At 66.8% G+C, this 24,568-nt stretch carries 20 protein-coding genes and 1 tRNA gene; 13 read left to right on the top strand and 8 right to left on the bottom strand.

What is annotated here, in order from left to right; genetic code table 11:
* Nucleotides 1–17 precede the first annotated feature (17 nt).
* Nucleotides 18–1,484, top strand: coding sequence for a ribosome biogenesis GTPase Der (der, locus tag AZH51_RS08855; RefSeq protein ID WP_367188037.1), 1,467 nt, complete (start codon nt 18–20; stop codon nt 1,482–1,484).
* On the opposite strand, the gene AZH51_RS08850 is transcribed toward der, so the two are convergent.
* Entirely contained in the window at nt 1,481–2,491 is a 1,011-nt protein-coding gene (locus AZH51_RS08850; protein ID WP_291523349.1) for an FUSC family protein, read from the bottom strand. The two genes, der and AZH51_RS08850, sit on opposite strands and share 4 nt — an antisense overlap.
* A gap of 96 nt (nt 2,492–2,587) precedes the next feature.
* Here AZH51_RS08850 and AZH51_RS08845 point away from each other — a divergent pair.
* Nucleotides 2,588–2,661 (top strand) — tRNA-Pro (locus AZH51_RS08845).
* Between the two features lie 122 nt (nt 2,662–2,783).
* On the opposite strand, the gene AZH51_RS08840 is transcribed toward AZH51_RS08845, so the two are convergent.
* Both AZH51_RS08840 and AZH51_RS08835 read right to left on the bottom strand, forming a co-directional pair.
* Nucleotides 2,784–3,503, bottom strand: coding sequence for a hypothetical protein (locus tag AZH51_RS08840; RefSeq protein WP_291523347.1), 720 nt, complete (start codon nt 3,501–3,503; stop codon nt 2,784–2,786).
* A gap of 380 nt (nt 3,504–3,883) precedes the next feature.
* A complete protein-coding gene (locus AZH51_RS08835; RefSeq protein WP_291523345.1) occupies nt 3,884–4,768 on the bottom strand; it encodes an aldo/keto reductase in 885 nt (294 codons plus the stop codon).
* A gap of 69 nt (nt 4,769–4,837) precedes the next feature.
* Between AZH51_RS08835 and AZH51_RS08830 the strand changes: the two genes are divergently transcribed.
* On the top strand, nt 4,838–5,557 hold the full coding sequence (locus AZH51_RS08830; protein WP_291523344.1) for an alpha/beta hydrolase: 720 nt from the start codon (nt 4,838–4,840) through the stop codon (nt 5,555–5,557).
* A 49-nt stretch (nt 5,558–5,606) separates the two neighbouring features.
* Nucleotides 5,607–6,248, top strand: coding sequence for a cyclopropane-fatty-acyl-phospholipid synthase family protein (locus tag AZH51_RS08825; protein WP_291523342.1), 642 nt, complete (start codon nt 5,607–5,609; stop codon nt 6,246–6,248).
* 3 nt (nt 6,249–6,251) lie between these two features.
* Here AZH51_RS08825 and AZH51_RS08820 read toward each other — a convergent pair whose 3' ends face one another.
* Nucleotides 6,252–7,892: a DHA2 family efflux MFS transporter permease subunit gene (locus AZH51_RS08820; protein WP_291523340.1), complete on the bottom strand. Its 1,641-nt coding sequence runs from the start codon at nt 7,890–7,892 to the stop codon at nt 6,252–6,254.
* 117 nt (nt 7,893–8,009) lie between these two features.
* On the opposite strand from AZH51_RS08820, the gene AZH51_RS08815 reads away from it, so the two are divergent.
* The 3 genes from AZH51_RS08815 to AZH51_RS08805 all read left to right on the top strand — a co-directional run bounded on the left by AZH51_RS08815 (nt 8,010) and on the right by AZH51_RS08805 (nt 11,682).
* Nucleotides 8,010–8,987, top strand: a complete 978-nt coding sequence (locus AZH51_RS08815) for a trypsin-like peptidase domain-containing protein (protein ID WP_291523338.1) — start codon at nt 8,010–8,012, stop codon at nt 8,985–8,987.
* A gap of 226 nt (nt 8,988–9,213) precedes the next feature.
* Nucleotides 9,214–11,058 (top strand): phosphoenolpyruvate carboxykinase (GTP), encoded by a 1,845-nt coding sequence (locus AZH51_RS08810; protein ID WP_291523337.1) that lies wholly within the window; start codon nt 9,214–9,216, stop codon nt 11,056–11,058.
* 123 nt (nt 11,059–11,181) lie between these two features.
* Complete coding sequence (locus AZH51_RS08805; protein ID WP_291523334.1) at nt 11,182–11,682, top strand: DUF2505 domain-containing protein; 501 nt, start codon at nt 11,182–11,184, stop codon at nt 11,680–11,682.
* Between the two features lie 61 nt (nt 11,683–11,743).
* Here AZH51_RS08805 and AZH51_RS08800 read toward each other — a convergent pair whose 3' ends face one another.
* From AZH51_RS08800 to AZH51_RS08790, 3 genes are all read right to left on the bottom strand, one after another.
* Nucleotides 11,744–13,105, bottom strand: coding sequence for a lipase family protein (locus AZH51_RS08800; RefSeq protein WP_291523333.1), 1,362 nt, complete (start codon nt 13,103–13,105; stop codon nt 11,744–11,746).
* 160 nt (nt 13,106–13,265) lie between these two features.
* Entirely contained in the window at nt 13,266–14,030 is a 765-nt protein-coding gene (locus AZH51_RS08795; protein ID WP_291523332.1) for a class I SAM-dependent methyltransferase, read from the bottom strand.
* Nucleotides 14,031–14,114: 84 nt separating this feature from the next.
* Nucleotides 14,115–15,833, bottom strand: coding sequence for an amidohydrolase (locus AZH51_RS08790; protein WP_291523330.1), 1,719 nt, complete (start codon nt 15,831–15,833; stop codon nt 14,115–14,117).
* A 104-nt stretch (nt 15,834–15,937) separates the two neighbouring features.
* Here AZH51_RS08790 and AZH51_RS08785 point away from each other — a divergent pair, with 104 nt between their 5' ends.
* Genes AZH51_RS08785 through AZH51_RS08770 form a run of 4 tightly spaced genes read left to right on the top strand, consistent with a single transcriptional unit; the run spans nt 15,938 to nt 20,565 of the window.
* Nucleotides 15,938–16,582: a response regulator gene (locus AZH51_RS08785; protein ID WP_291523328.1), complete on the top strand. Its 645-nt coding sequence runs from the start codon at nt 15,938–15,940 to the stop codon at nt 16,580–16,582.
* Nucleotides 16,579–18,267 (top strand): hypothetical protein, encoded by a 1,689-nt coding sequence (locus tag AZH51_RS08780; protein WP_291523326.1) that lies wholly within the window; start codon nt 16,579–16,581, stop codon nt 18,265–18,267. Before AZH51_RS08785 ends, AZH51_RS08780 begins: the two co-directional genes overlap by 4 nt.
* Before the next feature lie 49 nt (nt 18,268–18,316).
* Nucleotides 18,317–19,000: a GAP family protein gene (locus AZH51_RS08775; protein WP_291523324.1), complete on the top strand. Its 684-nt coding sequence runs from the start codon at nt 18,317–18,319 to the stop codon at nt 18,998–19,000.
* A gap of 35 nt (nt 19,001–19,035) precedes the next feature.
* On the top strand, nt 19,036–20,565 hold the full coding sequence (locus tag AZH51_RS08770) for a carboxylesterase/lipase family protein (protein WP_291523323.1): 1,530 nt from the start codon (nt 19,036–19,038) through the stop codon (nt 20,563–20,565).
* 65 nt (nt 20,566–20,630) lie between these two features.
* On the opposite strand, the gene AZH51_RS08765 is transcribed toward AZH51_RS08770, so the two are convergent.
* Nucleotides 20,631–22,016, bottom strand: coding sequence for a cation:dicarboxylase symporter family transporter (locus AZH51_RS08765; protein ID WP_291523322.1), 1,386 nt, complete (start codon nt 22,014–22,016; stop codon nt 20,631–20,633).
* A 101-nt stretch (nt 22,017–22,117) separates the two neighbouring features.
* Here AZH51_RS08765 and AZH51_RS08760 point away from each other — a divergent pair, with 101 nt between their 5' ends.
* Both AZH51_RS08760 and AZH51_RS08755 read left to right on the top strand, forming a co-directional pair.
* Nucleotides 22,118–23,758, top strand: coding sequence for a sensor histidine kinase (locus AZH51_RS08760; RefSeq protein ID WP_291523321.1), 1,641 nt, complete (start codon nt 22,118–22,120; stop codon nt 23,756–23,758).
* Nucleotides 23,755–24,435 carry a response regulator gene (locus AZH51_RS08755; RefSeq protein ID WP_291523319.1) on the top strand — a complete coding sequence of 227 codons (681 nt, stop codon included), beginning with the start codon at nt 23,755–23,757 and terminating at the stop codon, nt 24,433–24,435. The genes AZH51_RS08760 and AZH51_RS08755 overlap by 4 nt, the downstream gene beginning before the upstream one ends.
* Nucleotides 24,436–24,568: the final 133 nt, after the last annotated feature.

The raw sequence follows: 24,568 nt of genomic DNA, 5'->3' as shown, positions 1-24,568 counted from the left end.
GCCCCGGGCCTGGGAGGATGGGCGGTATGACTGATCAGCCGCCCATCGACGAAGATGCCATCGGCCAGGCCCTGCGGGTCGGGCTGGACGACTTCGAACTGTCCGATGAGGACCGTGCGCTGCTCAACGCTGACGGGTCCGCCCCGGCCTCCGACGACGGTGGCTACGCCCGTCCTGTCGTGGCCGTGATCGGTCGGCCCAATGTCGGCAAGTCCACCCTGGTCAACCGGATCCTGGGCCGGCGCGAAGCCGTGGTCGAGGACGTCCCGGGAGTCACCAGGGACCGCGTGGCGTACGACGCCGAGTGGTCCGGGCACGACTTCACCCTGGTCGACACCGGTGGTTGGGAGGTCGACGCCTCGGGCATCCACCTGCGCGTCGCCGAACAGGCGGAGGTCGCCATCGAACTTGCCGACGCGGTGCTCTTTGTGGTGGATGCCACCGTCGGCGCCACCGACACTGACGAAGCCGTCGTGAAGCTGCTGCGCCGCGCCAAGAAGCCGGTCATCCTGCTGGCGAACAAGGTTGACGACCAGCGCACCGAGGCCGACGCCGCGATGCTGTGGTCACTGGGGCTGGGCGAGCCGTACCCGATCTCGGCGATCCACGGTCGCGGGATGAACGACGCGCTGGACGCGCTCCTGGAGGTGCTGCCGGAGAAGTCCGCGGTCAGCGGTGCCTATCCGCGTGGCGGCCCCCGGCGGGTCGCCCTGGTCGGCCGACCCAACGTCGGCAAGTCCTCGTTGCTGAACAAGCTGGCGGGGGAGGACCGGGTCGTCGTGGACAACGTGGCCGGTACGACGCGTGACCCGGTTGACGAGTTGATCGAGTTGGGCGGCAAACAGTGGCGATTCGTCGACACCGCCGGTATCCGTCGGCGGGTGCACCAGACCCGGGGCGCCGACTTCTACGCCTCGCTGCGCACCCAGGCGGCGATCGAGAAGGCCGAAGTAGCGGTCGTCCTGATCGACATCGAGGAGCAGATCACCGAGCAGGACATCCGCGTGCTGCAGCAGGTCGTGGACGCGGGACGCGCCCTGGTCATCGGCTACAACAAGTGGGACCTGATGGACGAGGAGCGGCGCTACTACCTGGAGCGCGAGATCGAGCGCGAGTTGGTCCAGTTGTCCTGGGCGCCGCGGGTGAACCTGTCGGCCAAGACCGGCCGTCACGTGGACCGTCTGGTCCCTGCCCTTGAACTGGCTCTGGACTCCTGGGACACCCGCATCCCGACCGGTCGGCTGAACGCCTTCCTCGGCGAAATCGTTGCGGCACAGCCACATCCGGTGCGCAGCGGCAAGCAGCCGCGGATCCTGTTCGCGACGCAGGCATCGACCCGGCCGCCGCGGTTCGTGCTGTTCGCCTCCGGTTTCATCGAGGCCGGCTACCGCCGCTTCCTGGAGCGCCGGTTGCGTGAGGAGTTCGGCTTCGAGGGCACCCCGATCGAGGTGTCTGTGCGCGTGCGCGAGAAGCGTCGCCGCTAGGCCCGTTGCCTCCGGTCGTAGATCACCACGACCACTGCCGCAGCGATCACGCCGAGCGCGGTGTCCACGGCGCGCTCGGTGAGTAACGAGCGCGGATCAGTGGGTGCGGCCAGTTCGACCATCAGCAACGCCAACGGCGTGATGAAGAGCATCGCGATGGCGTAGTTGCGGGTGACGAACAGTTCGGCGCCGACCTGGCCGGCGATCGCGATCAGGATCGCCACCAGTGGCGACGGGTGTAGCCACAGCAGGAAAGCGGCGATGACCACGCCGCCGAGCGTGCCGACGAACCGTTGCAGGCCACGTCGTAGCCGGACCTCCATGTGCGAACCGCCGGCGACGGCGACACCGGCGACTGCTCCCCAGTACCAACGGCCGTTGCCCAGCGCTGCGGTGACTGCGCCACCCGCGAGTGCCGTCGCTCCCGCGAGCCACGCCTGGTTGATCGCTCTCCTGGCCGACATCGGATCCGCGGGTTCGTAGCGTTCGCGCAGACCTCCGCGCAGCGCGGCAAGGACGGTGGTGACCAGCAGGCTGAAGAGGGCGGAGCCACCGCCCGCGATGGCGAGGTGCCCATAGGCGCTCGCACCCGCCGGGATGCTGGCGGTCGCCCCGCCGGCGAAGACCACGAACAGCGCGCCGGGCGGGTGCCACCGCAACCGGCCCGCCAGCGCGGCTCCGATCGTCGCCATGACCGCGACCGCCACGATGCGCAACCAGACCGGTGCGCCCAGCACGCTGAGCGTCGTACCGATCAGCATGGCCGACAACAGCGTCACCGCCGCCTGCACCTGCATGACGATGCGCTCGACGTACCCCTCGAAGCGTCCGTAGAGCGACGTGAACGCACCGAAACTGGCATAGAGGCCCCACTCGATGTGCCCCGTCGCCCAGCACACCAGCAGCGGCACGCCCACGGAGACGGCCACCCGGACGACCGCGCGCCAGGTGCCGTCCGAGGGTGCGATCTGGGCTGCGTCGCGCAGCAACCGGCCGGGTTGGGTCACGTTGATCGATCGTACGGCGCCCGCTCACCGGACCGTGTCCGGAGCACTGCCCGCGGGACGGTAGAGTGTCTGCTCGTGCCGGGATACCGGTGCAGACGGGCTGTAGCGCAGTTTGGTAGCGCACCTGACTGGGGGTCAGGGGGTCGCAGGTTCAAATCCTGTCAGCCCGACCGTGTGATGTCTCGGGACATCGACAACAACGGACCCACGCAAACGTGGGTCCGTTAGTCGTCTCTTGGGTGTGGTTTGCGTGGTTAGTAGTCGCGTGTGGGCCTCCCGCTTTGCAGCGTCTCTACTTACCTGTCCCCATGTGGTGAATCTCTTCGGCGGTGGCCGATCCGAGATTAGTCCCAATGGGACTAACTACCTTGACTCGTTTGACGACCCGACGGAGCCACACCCCCTCTTCATTATCGAACGCGATCGGCGTACCGAATAGTTCAGCGAGGCCACGGGGCATCTTGTACGGGCTCAGCTCCAGGACCGTTGGTGACGGGTCGGCGGTTACCGTCACCGTCCCACCGTCGAACTTCACCCCTGTGACCGACTTTGCCAACAACACGCCCGACGTCGCACGTTCATCCACATAGCTTTGGAAGGCCTTGACCACCTGAGCGTTCGTCGGATCGGCGCGTGGCGTCACGGGCTTGCTCGTAGCCTTTCCAAACTCCGAAGTTGAGGCTGACGGAGACGCGGTCGTAGCCTTTCCAACCTCCGGAGTTGAGGCTGAGGGAGACGTGGCCGTAGCCTTTCCAACCTCCGGAGTTGAGGCCGACGGAGACGCGGTCGTGGCCTTATCGCCGTCCTCGCCACAGGCAGACACAAGAGCAAAGATCATGATCACGCCGGCCACGATCTTATAGACCCTATTCTTCTTTTCGGGGCTCTCCGCCCAGTTGACCTTGGCCGGCTCCTGTTTGGCCTCCTTCCGACGGTTCTTGATCTGCTCGGCGTCGAGCTTCTCCTGCGCCGCATACTCGGCCTTCAGCGCTTTGTGCTCCCGTGTACTCACAGCTGTCTCCCACCGTTTTGTTTGAGTGAATGTATCTAATTGCGGTTCTACTCGACGGAGGTCGATTGAACGTGCTCCATGCCGATCACCTGAGACACGCTATTCAGAGAACGTGAGACACCCATACCGATGTCCGAAAGCCCAACAGTGTCAGCCGGAGGTCGGTGATGTCTCCGGGCATCGGAATAGGTCGGACCCGCAGTTTCAGGTCCGACCTATTTGTTTTTGGGGGTGGGGCCTGGTGGATTGCCGGTGGGTTGGCAGTCGCGGCTGGGGTCTATTCGTCGACAATCGACGAAACCGGCGCTAGTCGTTGGGTTCCCGGCCTGGAACACCGCGATAAGTGACGAGACCGCCATGAGTCGTGCGCGAAGCGCAGATCAGCCGGCGTCGAGAGCCGCCAACTCGTCCCCAGTCAGGTCCAGGTCGGCAGCCTTCGCCGAGTCGGTGATCGATTCCGGCCGTTTGGCGCCCGGAATGGGTATCACGACAGGGGACTGCGCCAGTTCCCAGGCCAAAGCGACCTGCTGCACGGACACCCCGCGGTCGTCGGCGACCCTGGCGAACGCCGGTGCGCTCTCCGCTAAGCCCTTGGCCTTCGACAGCCCTCCCAACGGGCTCCAGGGCAGGAACGCCAGCCCCAGCTCCTCGCAGACGTCGATCTCAGGACGACTGCTGCGGTACCCCGGTGAGAACTGGTTCTGCACGCTCACCAGCGCTGACCCCAGCTCTTGCTGGGCCAAGCGGATCTGCTCGGAGTTGGCGTTGGACAGTCCGATCATCCGGACCTTGCCGCTGGCCGCGATCTCGGCCAGCGTGCCGATGACCTGGTCATAGGGCACATCCGGGTCAGGACGGTGGTGCTGCCACAGGTCGATGACATCGACGCCCAGGCGGCGTCGGGAGTCGTCCACTGCCTGCTTGAGGTGGTCCGCCGAGCTGTCAACGTCCCAGCCGCCGCCGTCGGTGCGGACGTGGCCGCCCTTGGTGGCCAGGAACACCCGGTCGCGCACCCCCAACTCATCCAGCAGGGAGGCGATCAGCAGTTCGTTCTCACCCTGCGCGTCGGCGCCCTTCTCATCGCCGGGGCCGTAAGCGTCGGCCGTGTCGAAGAGGGTGACTCCTGCCTCCAGTGCAGCCGTCACCGTGTCTAGGAGCTGTTGGCGGGGCTGGGGTCCGCTCTGATCGAACGTCATCAGCCCGATGCCGATGGCGCCGACCTCGACGCGACCGACGGATTCATTTCCAATGGTGCGAGTTCGCATCCGTCGACCATAGAGAGCGTCCCTGACGGTGACCCTCCGCTAGTGCGCAGGCGCACGCGAGAATCAACCATGACCGAGATCCTCTTTGTCCATGGTGCACTCGTTCGCGACGGGGCGTGGTGGTGGCAGCCAGTCGCCGATCTCGTCGAGACGACCACCGGTGTGCGCAGCAGGGCGATCGCTCTGCCCTCCTGCGGCGAGGGCACCGCAGCGGACGGGAGCAGCGGCCTCGCGGTGGATGCCGCGGCTCTCCGCCGCGAACTCGACGCCATCGAGGGCGACGCCCTTGTCGTCGGCCATTCCTATGGCGGCACCGTGATCGCCGACGGCGCCGACCACCCTGCGGCAAAGCGGCTGCTCTACATCACCTCCTACCTCCCCGAGGTGGGCACGTCGCAGGCCGACATCATGAGCAACGAGACCGACCCCGTGGCCATCGCCCCCGGCGAGGACGGCACCCTGCACCTCGATGGTTATGACGAGGACTTGTTCGCCACCCGTTTCCTGCAGGACGTGACGGACGAGTGGGTTCGAGCCGGAGCCTGGGGCCGGGTCACTGATCAGGCCGCGTCCGCGTTCATCACCCCGACCACGAACGCCGCCTGGCAGGGCAAGGACTCCACCTACCTGGTCTGCACCGACGACCAGAGCACCTCGGTTGCGCTGCAACGCCACCACGCCGCCCGCGCCACCCGCAGCATCGACCTCGCGACCGGCCACCACCCCTTCCTGTCGCAGCCCGACCTCGTCGCCGCGCAGGTCACTGAGATTCTGCATACCATGCGATGACCCAGCGGGTCGCTCGCCACCCGGCGCTCGGCGTACGGACAATAGAGACGTGAGCGACAACGAACTGGCGCAGCACTGGGAAGCCCGCTACGGCGAGAAGGACCGGATCTGGTCCGGGGCGCCGAACGCATCCCTGGTGAGCGTGTTGGAACACCTACCAGCAGGTACGGCGATCGACCTGGGCGCGGGGGAGGGCGGCGACGCGCTGTGGCTGGCTGAGCGCGGGTGGCGGGTCACGGCGTACGACATATCGACCACAGCGCTCTCGCGGCTGGAACAGACTGCCGCGGGGCGCAACGTCGCCGATCGGATCACCACGGTCGTCGGTGACCTGGCCGACGCACCCATCGACGGCACGGTGGATCTGGTAGCGGCGAGTTTCCTGCACTCCACCGTCGAGATCCCGCGTACGCAGATCCTGCGCCGGTTCGCCGAGGCGGTGAACCCCGGCGGCCACCTCTTCGTCCTGGGTCACGCCACCCCGCCGCCGTGGGCGAGCCCTGAAATGCACCAGCACGCAGCGCATTTCATCGGTCCGCACGAGGAGGTCGAGCAACTCGACCTGGATCCGGCGGTCTGGTCGGTCGAGGTCGCTGACCTGCGACAGCGGGAGGTGACCGACCCCGACGGCAACCCGGCAACGATCGACGACTCGGTCGTCCTGATGCGCCGGGTCAGTCCGGGTTCGTAGCCCTCAGGCTGGAGTCCGGCGCGCAGCTTTCTGGAGACGAACCGCGTCGATGAAGCCGAGCGCGAGAAACACGGTGGCGATCAACAGCGCCCAACGCGTCGCGTCGGTGAAGCCGCTGGTCAAGGCGTCCATGGTCTTTGACGCCTGGTCGCCGGTGACGCCTTGGGCACGCATCTGCGAGATCGTGGTGCCTGCTGACTGACGGGTGGCGTTCGCGAGCGTGTCGGCACCGGGGCCGGTGACCCCGGCGTTCGTGAGCGCGGCGGGCAGCGTGTGCGCCAACGACACCGACAGCGCAGCGCCCGCGATCGCCGTACCCAGGGCCGAACCGATCTGGCGGACAGTGCTTTGCGTGGCGGACCCCTGGCCGGAGATCTCGACCGGAACGTCCCGCAACACCGTGCCGGTCAGCTGGGCTGAGGCGAGTCCGAGGCCGAGGCCGTACACGGTCAGCGGAATCACGATCAGCCAGATCGAACTCGTGGGACCGAGCAGGAGTGCCAGCACAAGGATGCCCAACACTTCGAGGCCGAGGCCGATCAGCACGGTGCCCGGGGAGCCGAACGTGGCGGCGATGTGCCGGGCGGCGGCGCCGGAGAAGAAGGCGCCGATGGCCATCGCGGCAAGCACCAGGCCAGTGCCCATGACATCCAGACCGCGGGCGTTCACCAAGTACAGCGGCAGCACGAAGATGATTGCGAACTCACCGACGGCGACCATCGCCGCGGTCAGGTTGCCCCAGGAGAAGGTGGAGAACGAGAACAAGGTGAGGTCCAGCAGCGCCGCTCGCTTGGCCTTCTCGCGGTGACGTTCCCAGATGACGAACAGGGTGAGGGCAACAGCGGCGATCCCGAAGGCCACGGGAACCGCCGAGATCGCAGCATTCTGGGACCACGTCCAGCCGAAAATGTGCAGGTGGTTGGTGGGTTTCCACCAACCCACCTGCGGCCCTTCGATGACCGCGAAGACCAGAGCGCCGAAACCGATGGCGCTGAGGATGGCCCCGTCGATGTCGATGCCGGGACGGGTCTTGCGACCCCGGGTCTCCGGGACCGTGAAGATCGCGGCAACGAACACCAGGGCCGCGAGCGGGAGGTTGACCAGGAAGATCCAGTGCCATGAGGCCCATTGGGTCAGCGCACCGCCCGCGAGCGGACCGATGGCCGCGGCCCCCGAGATCACCGCACCCCAGACGCCGAATGCCGCGGCGCGGTACTTGCCCCGGAACACGGCGTTCACGGTGGACAGGGTCGAGGGCATGATGAACGCCGCGCCGACGGCTTGGACGGCCCGCGCGGTGATCAGCGCTGCGACGCTCGATGCCGCCGCTGCGAGCAGACTGCCGACGGCGAAGACGACCAGACCGGCCAGGAACAACCGCTTGCGGCCCAGGCGGTCCGCAAGGTTGCCGGTGGACAACAGCAACGCGGCCAGCAGCACGGCGTACAGACTGTTGACCCACTGCGCGTCGGTGAGGTCCAGATGCAGGTCCTCGATGATCACCGGCAGCGCAACGCCGACGATGGTCCCATCCAGCACGATGAGTCCGAGACCGATGGACAGGACCGCCAGACCCACCCATTCGCGCCGCGTCGGTGCGATGGCCTCCGCGTCGTCGGTGATTGCTTGACCCGGCAGGCTCATGTCGTAACTCAACCACGTTGCTGCGTTCGGCCTGGGGCGATTGAAGGGGGCGGTGTTCACAGCCGTCGCAAAGGTTCTTGGTAGCCGACGGCAGGTCTACCGGCATCAGATGCCAGCATGGCTAATCCTTCGCACCGGCCGCGCCGTCGAGCCGGACTCCTCTCGTGGCTGGTGGCCGCGTTCGCTGCGGTGTTGCTGGTCGCCGCGGGCACCGTCGGTGGTGCCCTGATCCGCGGCTCCGGCGGGATCGAAGGGTTGCAGCAGGTCATCACCCAGCAACTGGACGCCAGCAACAACACGCAGCAGTCCGACAACGGCTCGGCGCAGAGCCAGGAGGGCAGCCAGGGCGATAGCAGCGACCAGAACAGCTGGGACAGTGACCAATTCGGCGACAGCCAGCAGTGGCCGGGCTCCTCCCAGGACAATTCGCAGTCGCAAGAAACGTTGTCACAGGGGGAGAGCACCGCAGCGACCGTGCAGCAGTCAGCCGGTGTGGTCGTCGTGGAGGCACAACTGGCCGACGTCAACGGCGTCGCCGCGGGCACCGGGATGGTGCTGACCTCCGGCGGTCTGGTCCTGACGAACAACCACGTCGTGGAGGACAGTTCCGAGATCCGGGTGACCATTCCCTCGACCGGCCGCACCTACAGCGCCACGGTGGTCGGCACCAGCGCGAGCCGGGACGTCGCCGTACTCAAACTCGCCGGCGCGTCGGGGTTGACCACGGTCACCCTCGATGACGATCACGACCTGACGACGGGCGACACGGTGACCGGAGTCGGCAACGCCGGCGGCACGGGCTCCCTGGTGGCTGCGTCCGGCACCGTCACCGCACTGGACCAGCAGGTGACCACCCAGGCGGAGCGGGGCACACCCTCAGAGTCGCTGTCCGGACTCATCGAGACCGATGCCGATATCCAGTCCGGGGACTCCGGGGGGCCGCTGCTCGACGATGAGGGCGAGGTCGTCGGGATGGACACCGCGGCCAGCGCCACCGGCCGGTCCGTCGGCTTCGCGATCCCGATCACGACGGCGCTCACCGTCGCCAAGCAGATCGTGGCCGAGGCGGGCGGCTCGCTGGCCCTGGCCGCTTGAGGCGCAATGTGATTCAGCCCACACGCCCCCGCAATGGGCGAACCTGCGGGGCCAGGGTGGTTCGTGTGGGTTGCTTGGCCGGCACACGGCGTACCCATCGGTAAATCCAACACAAACGCACAACTATCGCCTTGGAAGGCGTTCGGATCGTGATGGTTTCACCCCCTGGGCCGGTAGATTGGAGGGACTACCACCCAGTAACAACAACAGAAGGTGACCCGAAACGATGGTTGACGTCGCACAGGTGTTGAACGCAGCGGGCCTGACCAATCCTGCCGTCATCGAGTACGTGCAGGAATGGGCGGATGTGACCCGCCCCGCGCGGATCGAGGTCGTCAGCGCCAGCGACGACGCGCGGTTGCTGCAGGAGGCGCTGGACGCCGGCGAGCTCGAGCCGGCCGGCGAGGGTCTCTACTACTCCCAGAGCTACTGGAAGGACACGGCGCGCTCGGAGGAGCGCACGATCGTTGCCACCAGTGACCCCGAGGACAAGGGTGTCTACAACAACTGGCGGCACAGCGACGAGATCAAGCCCATCGTCATCGGCAACATGACCGGTGCCTCCGAGGGCAAGACGATGTACGTCATCCCGTACCTGATGTCGGCCCCCGGCTCCCCGCTGGAGGAATTCGCCGCCGGTATCGAACTGACCGACAACCGCAGCGTCGTCCTGCAGATGATCCGGATGGCCCGCGTCGGTGTCGAGACCTTCAACGCGCTGGCCGACCCGGACAGCTTCGTGCGCGCGGTGCACGTGACCGGTGACCTGGAGAACCTGGGCCAGGGCACCCCCGAGGACAAGCGCTACTTCGTCACGGTCGCCGACGAGCGGACCATTCTGCACTTCGGTTCGTCCTACGGCGGCAACGCGCTGCTGGGCAAGATCGCGCACGGTCTGCGTCAGGCCAACTGGGACGGTGGCGCGTCGGGCAAGTTCCTGGGCGAGCAGTACATGCTGATCGCGATCCACGACAAGCAGACCGGCAAGAAGTACCACATCGCCGGTGGCTTCCCGAGCGCCTCGGGCAAGACCAACCTGGCGATGATGGTTCCGCCGGACGCCCTGGGCGACCGTTACTACGTCGAGTTCTTCGGCGACGACATCGCGTGGATGTGGGTCGGCGACGACGGCAAGCTCTACGGGATGAACCCGGAGTTCGGTGTCTTCGGTGTCGCGATCGACACCAACGAGAAGACCAACCCGAACGCGTTGGCCGCCGTGCAGCCCAAGACCGGTGCGATCTTCACCAACACCGCCTACAACGTGAACACCCACGAGACCTGGTGGGAGGGCAAGACCCCCGACTACCCGACCGATGTGACCGGTTGGCGGGACTGGAAGGGCGGTCTGATCTCCGAGCGCCCCGAAGCCGAGCAGCGCAACAAGGAGTTCGTGTGGGCGCACCCGAACTGCCGCTTCACCTCGACGATGTCCAACGTCCCGAACGAGTCGCCGGACTACAACGACCCTGCAGGCGTGCCGATCGACGGCATCATCTACGGCGGTCGCACCCGTGACCGTGAGCCGCTGATCCGGGCGATCACGGACCCGGCCGAGGGTGTGTACGACGGCCTGACGCTGGGCGCCGAAGCCACCGCTGCGGCGGAAGGCGTTGCGGGACAGTTGCGTTACGACCCGATGTCGATGCGTCCGTTCCTGGCGCTGCCGGAGGGCCGCTACGCGCAGCACTTCCTGAACATCCTGGACCAGCTCACCGACAAGCCGCTCTTCGCGCACGTCAACTGGTTCCAGCGGGACGCCGACGGTGGTTACCTGTGGCCGGGCTACAGCGAGAACCTGCGCGCCCTGCTGTGGATGATGGACTACCGCGAGGGCCGGGCGACCGGCACCCAGACCCCGGTGGGTGTCGTCCCGACCAAGGAGGAGTTGAACCTGGACGGCCTCGACATCGACGACGAAACGATCGACCAGTTGCTCGCGATCGACGTCGACCGTTGGAAGCAGGAGATCGAGTTGCGTGAGGCGCACCTGAAGCAGTTCCGGGGACTGCCGCAGGAGATCTGGGATGCCCACCACCGCGTGGCCAAGGCGCTCGACGACGAGGTCTGAGCCTGATCAGGCGGCCGGTACGCCGAGTGGTGACCACTCGGCGTACCGGCCGCTCGGTTTGTGGCCCGGATTGCCATAGTGGTACGGGTCACATTCGGGGTTACTTTGCAGTAAGTTGTCGGCATGAAGATTGAACTGAGTTGGGACCTGACCTCGACCCCTGACGAGGTCTACGAAGACGCGATCAACCCGGACTACCAGGACGACAAATGCAAGGCGGCCGGGGCGATCACCTACTCCAGCAAGGTGGCGGAGAACGGCCAGGCGCACACCAGCACAGTGCAGCGGCTGATGCCCTCGGGCGACGTCCCGGAACTGGTCAAGAAGGTCGTCGGCGACAAGGTCGACGTCCTGGAGACCATCGCCTGGGGTCCCAAGCAGGCCGACGGCAGCCGCCGCGGTGACCTCACCGTGCACATGAAGGGCCAGCCGATCTCGATGAAAGGCTTCACCTACATCAAGCCCAACGGCAGCGGCAGCACCGTCGGCATCGACGCCGATCTCAAGGCCAAGATCCCGGTCATCGGCGGCAAGATCGAGAAGATGGGCTCACCGGAGATCATCAAGGCGATCAAGGCCGAAGAGGCCACCGCCCACGAGTGGGACGCCCGCCGACACGGTTGATCTATAACGCAATTCAGCGCCGCCGACCCCATGGGCCGGCGGCGCTGAAGTGTTCAGAGGGCTACTTGATCGCAGGCAGCGGCGTCAACGGGACGCCCTGCGGAATGCCCTTGCAGTAGACCGCGGACCTGCCGGCGAACCGTGCGTTGATGAACGCATTCGCGTCCACGGTCCACGGAACGAACGCCTGGAAGTGGTTGAGCTTGGGGTAGATCTTGAACTGGGTCTGGACGTGTTCCTTGCAGTACTGGGTGGCCAGGCCCGCCACGTCGTCGACCAGCATGATTCCGTCACCGGCCCGCGGCGGGTTACCAGACTCCGGGTCGGTGTTTCCGACCCCGAGGAACACGGGGGTGCGGGGGACGCCGCTGGCGCCCATGATGTTCTCGTTGAGCGGGTCGATAAGAGCCGGGATGCTCAGCAGCGACGGCCATTGCGGTTGGAGCAGCTGGCTGTCTTCGAGATTGGCGGGGGTCCCGAGGAACTCGGTGAGGCACTGACCGGCGACCTGGCCCACGTCAGTGACTCCCTGCGGCGATAAGTACTGGCCGATGTTGAGGTTATAGGTCTCGTTGTAGGAGTACATCAGCGCCGGAATCACGCTGGACCACAATGTGGAGCCGTTGATGTATCCCAGGTTGTGCGCCGGATCCACCAGGACACCTCCGGCGGCCGCGCCCACGATCCGTAGTTCCGGTGCGTAGGTCGGCGCCAGGTCGGCCGCGAAGCCGGTCGGCACCGAACCGCCCGAATACCCCATCAGGCCAACGGGAGTCGACTTCGGCATGTTCAGGACCTGCTCGCTCGCGCGCACACTGTCCAGCGCGGCGTACGCCGATTCCTTTCCGATGGTCCAGTGCTCCTGCAGTCCCTCGTAGTCGGGGATCGCCACGGTGTAGCCCTGTGCGACAAGGGGTCCCGCCGCGACCAGGTCCAGCGTCTGCGGCTGATCGCCGTTGGCGCCGCCCTGCAGGGTGTAGGAGGGATCGCACTGGGAGCCCAGGGTGTCGTACGGCGCGTGGTAGGAGATCAGCTTGCGCGGCCCCTTGACCAGGGGCTCGAGGATCGTCGTGACTGCCGCAGCCGGCTGATTGGCCTGGTTGGTCGTGCGGTAAAGGATCTGCGTCGCGACGCCGTTGATCTTGTACTTCGCGCTGACGACCACCCGCACGTTGCGGGTCTTGATCGGCGTACCCGGCTTGAGCGGTGCCAACGCGACGTCGGGCGTGTAGAAGGGATCCTCGTCGGGGAGCAGCACGGTCGTGGTCGGTGCCGGCGACGGGCTCGGCGTTGCCGTCGCTTCCGGCAGCTGACTCAGGGTCAGTCCGGCCGTAGCGAAGGTCATTGCGGTAGCAGCGATGGCGGCCTTCCGCATGCGCGCCGGGCCGATCCGTGATGCTTTGGGACGGTGGGAGTAGGACATGCAAACGCCTTCCGTGTTCGACAGCGACGAGGTGTGTATTGTCCAGGGCTGGACAATGAGTCGGCTGTGAACAGCAGTCTGCGGAACGGTTGCGGACGTCCCAGCTGGGTGTCGTGTTGCCCGAACATCCCTGGCGCAGTGCCAGTTTCGGTATCCGAGGTCAGGGGCGGACGCGACCGCGTACGCTCCAGGCGGTGCCCGGGACAGTGAATGGCGCGGGCGGCAGGATTGCTCGGCACCTGTCCCGCACGGCATCGCGGTGCGCCTGGTCCAAAGAGGCAAGAAATACCCCGGGCGGGCCGATGCCCAGGGTGTAGCTCTCCCACCATTCATCGAACGAGCCGAATTCGGACTGCACCGTCTGTTCGATGGCGGCCACGTCGTCCAAACCCGCCTGCTCGAACAGCTCCGTCAGGCTGCCCGCGCCGACACCAGGCAGCCCGCTCTCCCCGGGGTGCGTGGGATCGAGCTCCCGGACGGCACGCCAGAAGAGGCTGATCGGTGCCCGCCCGGTAGCGAGGTCCCAGACGTTGGCGGCGACGATGCCACCGGCCCGGGTCACCCGGGCCATCTCACGCAGCCCCGCCACGGGATCGGGCATGAAGTGCACGACCAGTTGGGCCAGCGCAAGGTCGAAGGTGTCCTCATCGAAGGGCAGGCGGTCGGCCGTCGTGACCCGTGCGTCGACCCCGGGCAGCCGCCCACGGACCGCCCGGACGAAGGTCTCGGACGGGTCGACAGCCACCACCGCGTCGGATCCGAGCCGGTCAGCCAGCACCGCGGTCAGCGCACCCGGACCACACCCAACGTCGAGCGCGCGCTGACCCGGCTGCGGGGCCACCCAGTCGGTGAATTGAATGGCCAGCGGCTCGGAGAATCGGCCCATGAACCGCCCGTAGGCGTCCCTGCTCACTTCAAAACTCATGACTGCTCCGCGGCCGCCGACTATGAATCGCTGGTCTTCAGGCTGCTCCTGACACCAGCCGGGGCACAAGGGATCGAGCCGCAGTCATCCCTGCTGCCGGTGCAGCGGCACACCCAGCGCGATCATGTGGTCGACGTTGCTCTGGGGCAGACCATCGCCGGCAGAAGCGAATTCGTCCAGGTCGATCGGTGAGCCGCCGACCCACGTTCCAAGGATCTTGATCTTCTCGATCTCGTCGATCGGCACCGCGTACGGATCGGCACCCAGGAGAACGAAGTCGGCGAGTTTGCCCACCTCGATCGAACCGACCTGGTCCTCGTGATGCAACGAGTACGCCGCGTTGACCGTGATCGCCCGCATCGCCTCATCAACACTGATCGCCTGGTTGGCGCCATGCAGCTGCCCGCTGACCGTCCGGCGGGTCACCATGGATTGCGCGCTGCGCAACGGCCAGGGCGGGCTGACACTCCCGTCGTTGTGGAAGGACACTTTGAGCCCGGCGTCGAACGCATCCCGGGCGCGCTGCCACTGCGAACCCACCTCGGGATCGAACATCTTGCCGTCGAGCAGATCCCCCCAGTAGGAGAACTGGAACGGGCCGAGCGAGGGGACGATCCCGGTCTGGGCCATCCGGGGGAAGTGGTCCGCGCGAGCACCCCCGATGTGCTCTACCCGCCAGCGGTGATCGGTGTCGTGCAAGCCGTGCGCCTGGAGCGCACGACTGAACGCATCCAGCACGATGTCGATGGCCACGTCACCATTGGCGTGGACAGACATCTGCCAACCGTTCGGCGCGAACTGGTCGAGCAATGAGTCCAGTTGTGCGCGTGAGTAATTCATCTCTTCCTCGCCGTGCAGGCCCGCCTTGATTCCGGCAGCGTGGGTCGTCGGCGTGTCCAGGTACGGCGCGCTCATCGCGATGTTGCCCACCCACGGTGAGCCGTCCGCCCACAGCTTCACGCCGATCTTGCGGAGCATGTTTTCGGGCACGTCGGAGGTGAACGGTTCGTTCGCGTCGGACTCCGTCGACATGTGGTAGAGCGAGATCCGAAGCGGGCAGGAGGGCATCTTCGCCAGGGCTTCGTAGGCAGCCTTCACCGACGTGCGGTAGGTGTGTTCGGTGGTGGAGGTGATGCCGGCGGCAGATAGGTAGAGGTAGTACTCGACGGCACCCTGCAGGGGGTTTCCCTGCGACAACAAAACTTCCGCGACGGGCTGGGCGAAGGTCATGATTGCCGGCACCTCGTGGGCCCGGCCGTTCAGGCTGCCGTCCGCGTTGTGTTCGAAGGACCCACCGACCGGATCGGCGGGTGGGTGGTCGACATAGTCGAGCTTCTTCAGCACGGCGGTGGTGACGTAGCCAGCGTGCCCCGAGTTGTCCAGCACGAAGACCAGGCGGTCCCCGAAGATCGCATCGAGTGACGCGGCGTCCGGGGCGTCGTGGCCGTGCAACAAGGCATCGAAGCCGGAGAACGCCAGCGGACTGCCCGCCGGCGTCTCGTCGATCGCCTTCTGGAACATCTTCAGCACGTCGTCCCAGGTCGGCGCGAACCACGGCGCGATCCAGTAGCTGGGCGGCATCACCCCTGGACCGGTCACCACCGGGTGGGAGTGGGCGTCGATGAATCCGGGCATCAGGGCGGCCGCGCCGGTGTCGACGACCGCGGCCTGCGGCAGGGCGGCCTGGCATTCGGCGAGTGTGCCGACGGCGACGATGCGCTCATCGGACACGGCGACAGCCTCAGCGCGCGGATGCGTGGGCTCCATGGTGATCACCGCGGCAGCGGTCAGAATGCGGTCCATGACGCCAAGCTATCCATGCGCACAAGGGCCTGGAGTAAAAGTGGTCGGTCGCTACGACAGCGACGACCACGAACTCACCGGTCGGCTTGCCTAGCATTGACCCTGTGGACACCAAGTGGGTGCGAAGGGTGCTGGTCGTTGAGGACCAATCCGCGCTGCGCGCCCTGATGTGCGACACGTTGCAACGGCACAACTGGGAGGTGAAGGGCGCCGCCGATGCTGAGGAAGCTCTGAAAGAGTTCGCCGAATTCGATCCCGATGCGTTGCTGACCGACATCGATCTCGGCAGTCGGCCCGACGGCGCCGAACTCGCGATGATGCTGCACGGCCTGGCGCCGCACCTCGGCATCGTCTTTGTCTCCAGCTTCCCCCGGGCGGCTGCCGGCGCGACGGCAATGGGCGTGCCCGGTGCGGTGTTCATCGGTAAGGACGAGATCACCTCCCCGGAGGATCTGGTGGCTGCTCTGGAGGCAGCGATGTCGGCAACTCCGGGTGCCCAGTCGTCCGCTGCCGCCCAGGACCGGGACGGTCTGGGCAGACTCACCCGCCACCAATTGGAGATCCTTGCCCTGCTGGCCCGGGGTGCGTCCAACGAGCAGATAGCCGACAGCACCCAATCGACGGTGCGGGCAGTCGAACGATCAATCAGCCGCATCTTCCAACGCATGGAGCTCACCGGGGACCCAACGATCAATCCGCGGGTGGTGGCAGCGGCCAGATACATCGCCGCCTTCGGACCCGGACGATGATCAACCTCGCGCATTCGTGGCGCCGGGTGGTCGGCTCCGGGCACTTCATCACCTGGCCGGTATTCCCCGTCACAGGTGCCCTGGCGGTGACCGCGATGGGTCCCTTGGTGACGCTACCCGCGAAGGAGGACCCGCTGCCGGCCGCCGGTGCCTCGGTGGCGGCGTGGGCGGTGTTCGCTGCCATCCTGGTGCTGGCGGCCCTGCTCGAGCGGACCCTGTCGTCGCGGCGACTACGCGCGGTGTGCGTGCTGTCCGCCATCGGGATCGCCAGCGTCGCCCGGCCGTTCGTGCAGGACTGGCTGATGACTGCCTGGGGGGCCTACCCGCCGGAGGCGGACCAACGCGGTGTTCGGGTGATCACCAACGTGATCGTGTGGACCGTGGTGATCTCGGTGATCGCTGTCGCCGCCGACGCTGAACGAAACCGACGTCAGGTGAATCGTCTTCTGCGGCAGGCGCTCTCACAGTTGCAGACCACTGGCCAACGGGCGGCCGAGTTCGACCGTGCCGCCCGGGAGTCGGTCAGCAGGTGTGCACAAGAGTTGGGTGATGAGTTCGCGACGTGGGCCGCACACGGGCGGGTAGACCCCACTCTCGCGGCGGCCGCGTCCGAGAAGGTCCGGTCGAGCAGTCACGCGCTGGCTGATGAGGCCCACAACCCGCTGCCACCAGCGGCCGCCACCGTACCGGGCGGACTCGTCGACCAGCGCCGGCCCAGGCTCCGGTTGCCGCCCGTGGGCCTGGTGAGCGTGATCTATCTCCTGGTCTTCCTGCCCTACGGGATTGCGCAGCTGTCCGCGCGTGAGGTTCTCAGCTCGCTGGTGGTGCTGGCGGTCTGCGGGTGGTTGGCGGATCTGCTGCCACGCCGCCTGCCGCATCGCTACCTTCCCCGGCGTCGCCCCGCTCTGTTCCTCGCGCTGGCTGTTGTGGTGGGCGCGGCACTCACTCTGAACTCCGTGCTCATGGGTCACCGAGGTGGCGTTACGGTCCTGTTCCCGGTGATCGCCTACCCGACCTTCGCGCTGGCGGCGAGCCTCTGTTACGGGTTGATGAATTCGCGCCGGGTCGCCGAGCGCCGACTGAATACCGCTGTGGCGCAAGCCAGCCGGAGCGCACGACTGAGTACCGCCGATGCACGTACGGCGCTGCTCACCGCGAGCGGGCTGCTGCACCGTGATCTGCAGGCCGCTTGCGTCCTGCTGGCCCACGATCCGACGGACACCGCCCGCCTCGAGGAGGCCCGGACGGTCATCGACGAGGTCGCCGCAGTGTTCGACACCCCGCAAGCGGGCCCGGGGTGGTCCGCGTTCACCTCGCTCCTGCGCACCTGGGGCCGTGTCGTGCCGATCGATGACGGTGGTTTCGGCGCCGCGGCGAGAACCGCCATCGAACGTCATCCCCGGGCTGCAGCCGACGCGTACGAGGTGGTTGCGGAGGGCCTGCTCAACGCGGTGAAGCACGCCCCCGCGGCTCCGATCAGTGTCAACGCCCGGCGGGTGGATACCGGTGCCGGGTCGTCGCTGCTGGTGCAGGTGATCAGTGTTGGTGCCCGCTCCGGAGCAGCCGCTCTCCGGCAGGACTCCGCCGCGGCCCGCGCGGGGGCGTGGTTACACGAGGAGCCCGAGGGCGTCGTACTCGAAGCGATGATCCCGCTGCAGGACAAGCACGCTCCGGTTGTCGTATAGGCCGAACATTCCGCCGGGGCCGCGCACCGCCTCGTCGTACGTTCACGGCGTGTCCTCACCTTCTCTCACCCAACTCATCCCGCTGGCCGCCGGCATGATCCTCTCGCCGTTGCCGATCATCGCCGTGGTGGCGATGGCGCTGAGCGAACGCGGCCGGTCCGCGGCCGTGAGTTTCACGGCGGCCTACACCCTGTGTGGCCTCGCGGTCACCGGTATTACTGCTTTCGGAACCCACGCCGCGGTCAAGGCGACCGGCGCGAAGGACAGCACGGCGAGCGTGATCGCCAGTGCGGTGATCGGCCTGGCCTTCCTGGCCCTGGCGATCGTGAACTGGCGGCAACGGCCCAAGCCGCCCGGGTCGCCGGCCAGGACGCCGGGTTGGCTGGCGAAGACCGAGGTCATCTCCATCGGAGGCGCCGCCGGTCTCGGAGTGGTGATGGGCCTGACCCAGAGCAAGAACTTCCCGGCACTGATCAAGGGCGGAACGATCATCGCCTCCGACAATCACAATCCGTTGTTCATCCTGCTCATGTCGACGCTGTTCGCCGCGGCGGGATCGCTGGCCATGATCGTCCTGATCCTCATGGCCGGCAGCAGCTCCCCGAAGGTCCGGGAGTGGATGGAGAACCTCAAGACCGACCTGATCGCGCACAGCGCCTTCATCATGGCGGCCCTCTTCGGGCTGCTGGCGGCTACCGAGCTCGCCCACACCGTCCAGGCCCTCACCCACTGACCTTCCTCACCCACTGATCCCTGAAAGGCACCACCATGACCCAGACCTCCCTGACCGCGCAGGCTCCGGCCGGCAACTTCACCGGCCGCACCGACGACGGCGTGACATCGTGGCGCGGCATTCGCTATGCACTGGCACCCGCCGGTGACCGGCGCTGGCGTGCACCCGTTGCTGCGCCACGCGTCGAAAAAGACGTGTACGCAACGGAATTCGGGCCGGTGTGCCCCCAGAAGAAGGCTGCTGCGGTCCCGATGCCAGTGGGCGCCGTCTTCGATGAAGACTGCCTGTCGCTGAACGTCTGGGCACCGAAGGAGCGCTGCGAACCGCTGCCGGTGATGGTGTGGGTCCACGGCGGCGCCTACACCTTCGGCGCCTCCAGCCAACCGTTGTACGACGCGACCTCCCTGGTGAAGACCGGCGGGATCATCGTGGTCACGATCAACTACCGTCTGGGCGGTTTCGGCTTTGTCGACCTGACCGGCGTCCTGCCCGACGCGGACAACAACCTCGCCCTGCGTGATGTCCTGCTGGCACTGCGTTGGGTGCAGGACAACATCGCCGCCTTCGGTGGCGACACCGGTCGTGTCACGGTGGCCGGTGAGTCCGCTGGCGGCGGACTGGTCACGACGCTGCTCGCAACGCCGTCGGCGCAAGGGCTGTTCCAGCGCGCTATCGCGCAGTCGGCGCCCGCGTCGAGCGTCTACGGACCAGACCGATCGCATTCGGTCGCAGACTTGTTCGTCAAGCAACTCGGTGTGGCGCAGGTGGACTCGGCGACGCTTCGTGCGGTCCCCGCAGAGCAGATCGTCAGTGCGGCCATGGAGATCTACACGGCGGTACCCGCGTCCGATCCGGGCGTGCTCCCGTTCACCCCGGTCATTGACGGTGACCTGCTGCCGGAGTCGCCCGACGTCGTTCTGCGCGAAGGGCGCGGCCTCGTCGTACCTCTCCTGATCGGGACGAACAAGGACGAGGCGGCCCTGTTCAAGTTCATGAAGTCGCCGCTGGTTCCCATCAGCCAGGCTGGCCTGGACACGATGTACGCGGACATGCACCAGGACAATCCGGGGATGGAGTTGCCGAGCAAGGAGCAGGTCCTGGGCGCGTACGAGAACGTTCGCTACAAGGTGCTCGGCATGGGTATCGCGCGCGACCTCGGCTTCCGGATGCCGACGGTGTGGGCTGCCGACGGCCACAGCGCGATCGCGCCGACCTACCTCTACCGCTTCGACTACGCCACCCCGTTCTTCCGCCTGATCAAGCTCGGCGCCACTCACGCCACTGAATTGCCTTATCTATGGGGCAATCTCAGCAGCGGACCGAAGGACCCGACGTTCTTGTTCGGTGGTCGACGCAAGGGCGAGGGGCTCTCGCGCCGGATGCAGGAACGCTGGACGGCCTTCGTAAAAGGGGAGGAGCCCAACTGTGCTGGCGGACCGGACTGGACCAGCTACGACCATGACCGGCGGGCAACTCTAGTGATCGACGCCGGGGACACCCTGGTCGACGATCTGGACGCCGACATCCGATCTGCCTGGGGTGAGCAGGTCATCAGTTTCCACTGAACTCCCCGCAACGAGGTGCCGGTGGCCGCGAACGGTCACCGGCACCTCGTTGCGTGGACGCGAACCTAACGCGCGCCGACCAGTTCCGGACTGGTTCGCTCCGGCAGGGCCGTCGCGGGCGCGGAGTCGGCATCGTCGTCGATCATCTGGGATTCATCGAACGGAATGTGGCCATCGAGCACCGCCGCCACCCGGGGCTTGTCGATGGTGTTGGTCCAGGTGCCGATCAGCACCGTCGCGATCGCGTTGCCCGCGAAGTTGGTCAGCGCGCGGGCCTCACTCATCATCCGGTCGATGCCGACGATGAACCCGACGCCGTCGACCAGGTCGGGACGGTGCGCCTGCAGGCCACCGGCGAGGGTCGCCAGACCCGCACCGGTCACGCCGGCGGCGCCCTTGCTGGCGATCATCATGAAGACCAGCAGCGAGACCTGCTGACCGATGGTGAACGGCTGGTTCAGAGCCTCGGCGATGAACAGGCTGGACATGGTCAGGTAGATCGCGGTGCCGTCCAGGTTGAACGAATAGCCCACTGGCACAGTGATTCCGACCGTCGAGCGGTCGACACCGAGGTGCTCCATCTTGGCGATCAGCCGGGGGAGGGCGGATTCCGAGGAGGACGTCGACAAGATCAGCAGGAACTCCCGGGCCAGGTACTTCAACAACTTGAAGACGTTGAACCCAGTGACCACCTTCAGCAGCGTGCCCAACACACCGAAGACGAAGATGAAGCAGGTCAGGTAGAACGCGACCATCAGGATGGCCATGCTCTTCAGGGCGCCCAGTCCGGTGGCGCCGACCACGGCCGCCATCGCGCCGAAGGCACCGATCGGGGCCAGCCACATGATCATGGCCATCACCTTGAAGACCAGTTTCTCCATGAGCTTGATACCGCCCAGGATCCGCTCCCCGGATGTGCCCATTCCCTGAAGGGCGAATCCGACCAGGAGCGCGATGAACAGCGCCTGCAGCACCGACCCCGCAGTGAGGGCGGACACCATGGTGTCCGGGATCAGACCGAGCAGGAAGTCCACGGTGCTTTCCGCACCACCGCTCGCCTGTGATTGGCCGGCCTTGGCCGTCGCGGCGTCCAGGTGCAGCGTGGCCCCGGGATGGATGATGTTGCCGACGATGAGTCCGATGGCCAGGGCGACCGTCGACATGGTCAGGAAGTAGCCAAGGGCCAGACCACCCACCTTGCCGACCTGCGCGGCCTTCCGGACCGAGCCGACGCCGATCACAATGGTGCAGAAGATGATCGGGACGATCATCATCTTGATGAGGTTCACGAACCCCGTGCCCAGCGGCTTCAGTTCCTTGCCGAAGTCGGGGAAGACGGCACCGACGACGATGCCGGCGATCATCGCGACGATGACCGCGATGTAGAGATAGTGAGTCTTGTCGCGCTTGCGCGTAGGCGGCGCGACCTCGGTGTCGGCGGTGCTGCTCACGGTGCCTCCTGTGATCTGGGCCTCATGGCCGGTGTGTATGCCAGGTTGGGCCACGCAGTGACTAGGGTCACGTTTGTGAACATTGAGTTCGCGGGTCGCTGATGAGCGGCACGCCGGGAGTGTGGCGCCGCCCGCGCGAGTGGAGTGTGGCCGCGCAGGTCTTCACGGTCACAGCGCTTTTCGCTGCGCTCGTGCTGGCCGCTGGGCTTGCAGGGGCCTACCTCCTCGCGTCACGGGACGCCGAGCACGAAGCGTCCGCGCGGGCACTGGCGGTGGCGCGGACCATCGCGGCGACACCCGCGGTGCAGCAGGCCGTCGTCGGGGATGACCCCCGCGCCACCCTGCAGCCCTACGCCGAGGACGTGCGGCGCAGCAGCGACACCGACTTCGTGGTGATCATGAGCCCCACCGGAATCCGTTACACCCACCCCGACCCCACCCGCATCGGCAAACCGTTCCTTGGTCACATCGAGGCTGCGGCGCAGGGCGGTGTGGTGCTGGAGGACTACAGCGGCACCCTCGGGCCGTCGGTGCGCGCCGTCGTACCGGTCAAGGTCGACGGCCAGGTGCGGGCGCTGGTCGCAGTCGGCATCGGCCGGGCGGCGGCGGGGGAGCGGGTGCGTGAGCAGCTGCCGGCGATCCTGCTGGCCGGGCTGGGGATGACGTTGGTGTGCGGGTTGGTGGTGGGCTGGCTGACCCGTCGGCTGCGGCGCCAGACCCACGGTCTGGGTGAGCGGCAGTTGCGCGAGATGTACGAGTACTACGACGCGGTCCTGCACGCGATCAGCGAGGGACTGCTGATCACCGACCTGGATCACCGCGTCCGGATCTACAACGACCAGGCGGCGCAGCTGCTTGACCTGCCTGCCGCTGCGCGAGATCGGGACGTACGGCGACTGGGACTACCCGCGCCCCTCGCCGAAGCGCTGAGCGGCGAAGGGACTCGCGAGGATGAGCTCTTCGTGACGGCGGCCAGGGTCGTGGTCCTGTCCAGCGCACCCGCCCGGTGGAACGGGCGCACCCTGGGTTATGTGGCCACACTGCGGGACCGCACCGATCTGGAATCCCTGACGGGAGAACTGGATTCGGCCCGCGGACTGACCGAGGCACTGCGATCGCAAGCCCACGAGTCGGCCAACCGGTTGCACACCATCGTCAGCCTGATCGAGCTGGGAGAGACCGATCAGGCCCTGACGTTCGCGACCGAGGAGCTGCAGGTATCCCAGCGACTGACCGACTCGGTGGTGGCAGGGGTGCACGAACCCGCACTCAGCGCTCTGCTGCTGGGCAAGGCGGCCGAGGCCAACGAACGCGGGATCACCCTGCAGGTAGGTGAGAATGTCTTCGTGCCCAGAGACATCGCGTCGGCGCGGGACCTGGTCACGATCGTCGGGAATCTGATCGACAACGCGCTCGACGCGGTGGGCTCAGCCGAACACACGGGCGAGCGGATCGTCGGTTTCGATGCCGAGGTGGACGGTGACGCGGTGGTCCTTGAGGTGTGGGACAACGGTCCTGGCCTGCCGGAGGGCGCCGAACAGCGAGTCTTCGAACGCGGCTGGTCGACCAAGGATGAGGGCAGCGCGGGCAGGCGCGGCATCGGTCTCGCCCTGGTCTCGCAGACCGTGACGCGCCTGGGTGGCACGCTGGAGGTGGACGGACCGCCCGGAGCCCGGTTCACCGTCACTCTCCCCGGCGCGGTCCGGCCTGTGACGACGCCGGCGGAAGTGACGGCGCCATGACCCTGTCGGTGCTCGTCGTGGAGGACGAAGTCATTGCGGCGCGGGCACATTCGGCCTACGTCGACCGCGTCGACGGCTTCCGGTGCGTCGCGGTCGCCGGGACCAGCCGTGAGGCGCTTCGTGCCCTCCAGGAGCAGCAGATCGACGTCGTGCTGCTGGATATGAACCTGCCCGACCGGCACGGTCTCGATGTGGTCCGTTCGATGCGCGCAGCCGGGCATCCCGCCGACGTCATCGCGATCAGCGCAGCCCGCGATCTGGAGGTCGTACGTAGCGCGGTCTCGCTCGGCGTCGTGCAGCACGTGCTGAAACCCTTCGTGTTCGCTACCTTGCGCGACCGTCTCATTGCCTACCGGCAATACCGCCAGAGCCTTGCCGGCGGAGCTGACCTGGCGACCCAGTCCGACGTCGACGACCTATTGGCCGGCGTACGCGCGCACGGCGACGTGCCGTTGCCCAAGGGCATGTCGGCAGAACTTCTTGGCCGGGTGATCCGGACGTTGAGCGCCGGCGATCAATCCTGGTCCGCAGGGGAACTCGCCGACCAACTCGGCGTCAGTCGGGTCACCGCCCGTCGGTACGCCGAGCACCTGGTCAGCATCCGGCAGGCCGCCCGTGGCCAGCGCTACAGCGGACCAGGTCGACCGGAGGTCGAGTATCGGTGGTCAGCAGGCTAGGACCTGCGGCAGCTTCAAAGGGTCAGCGCAACACCCTGATTTGAAATGGGTGATGTGGATGTCCCGGCTTGGACCGTTGCGTGGTGACCAGCGCCGATTTTGGCGGCAGATCGCCGAGGGCAAGGAGACGGTG

This window comes from Branchiibius sp. NY16-3462-2 (assembly GCF_001594145.1).
In the GTDB taxonomy this organism is placed as follows: domain Bacteria; phylum Actinomycetota; class Actinomycetes; order Actinomycetales; family Dermatophilaceae; genus Branchiibius.
The sequence above is the reverse complement of the archived record's forward strand: the minus strand, read 5'-3'. Positions and strand labels throughout refer to the sequence as shown.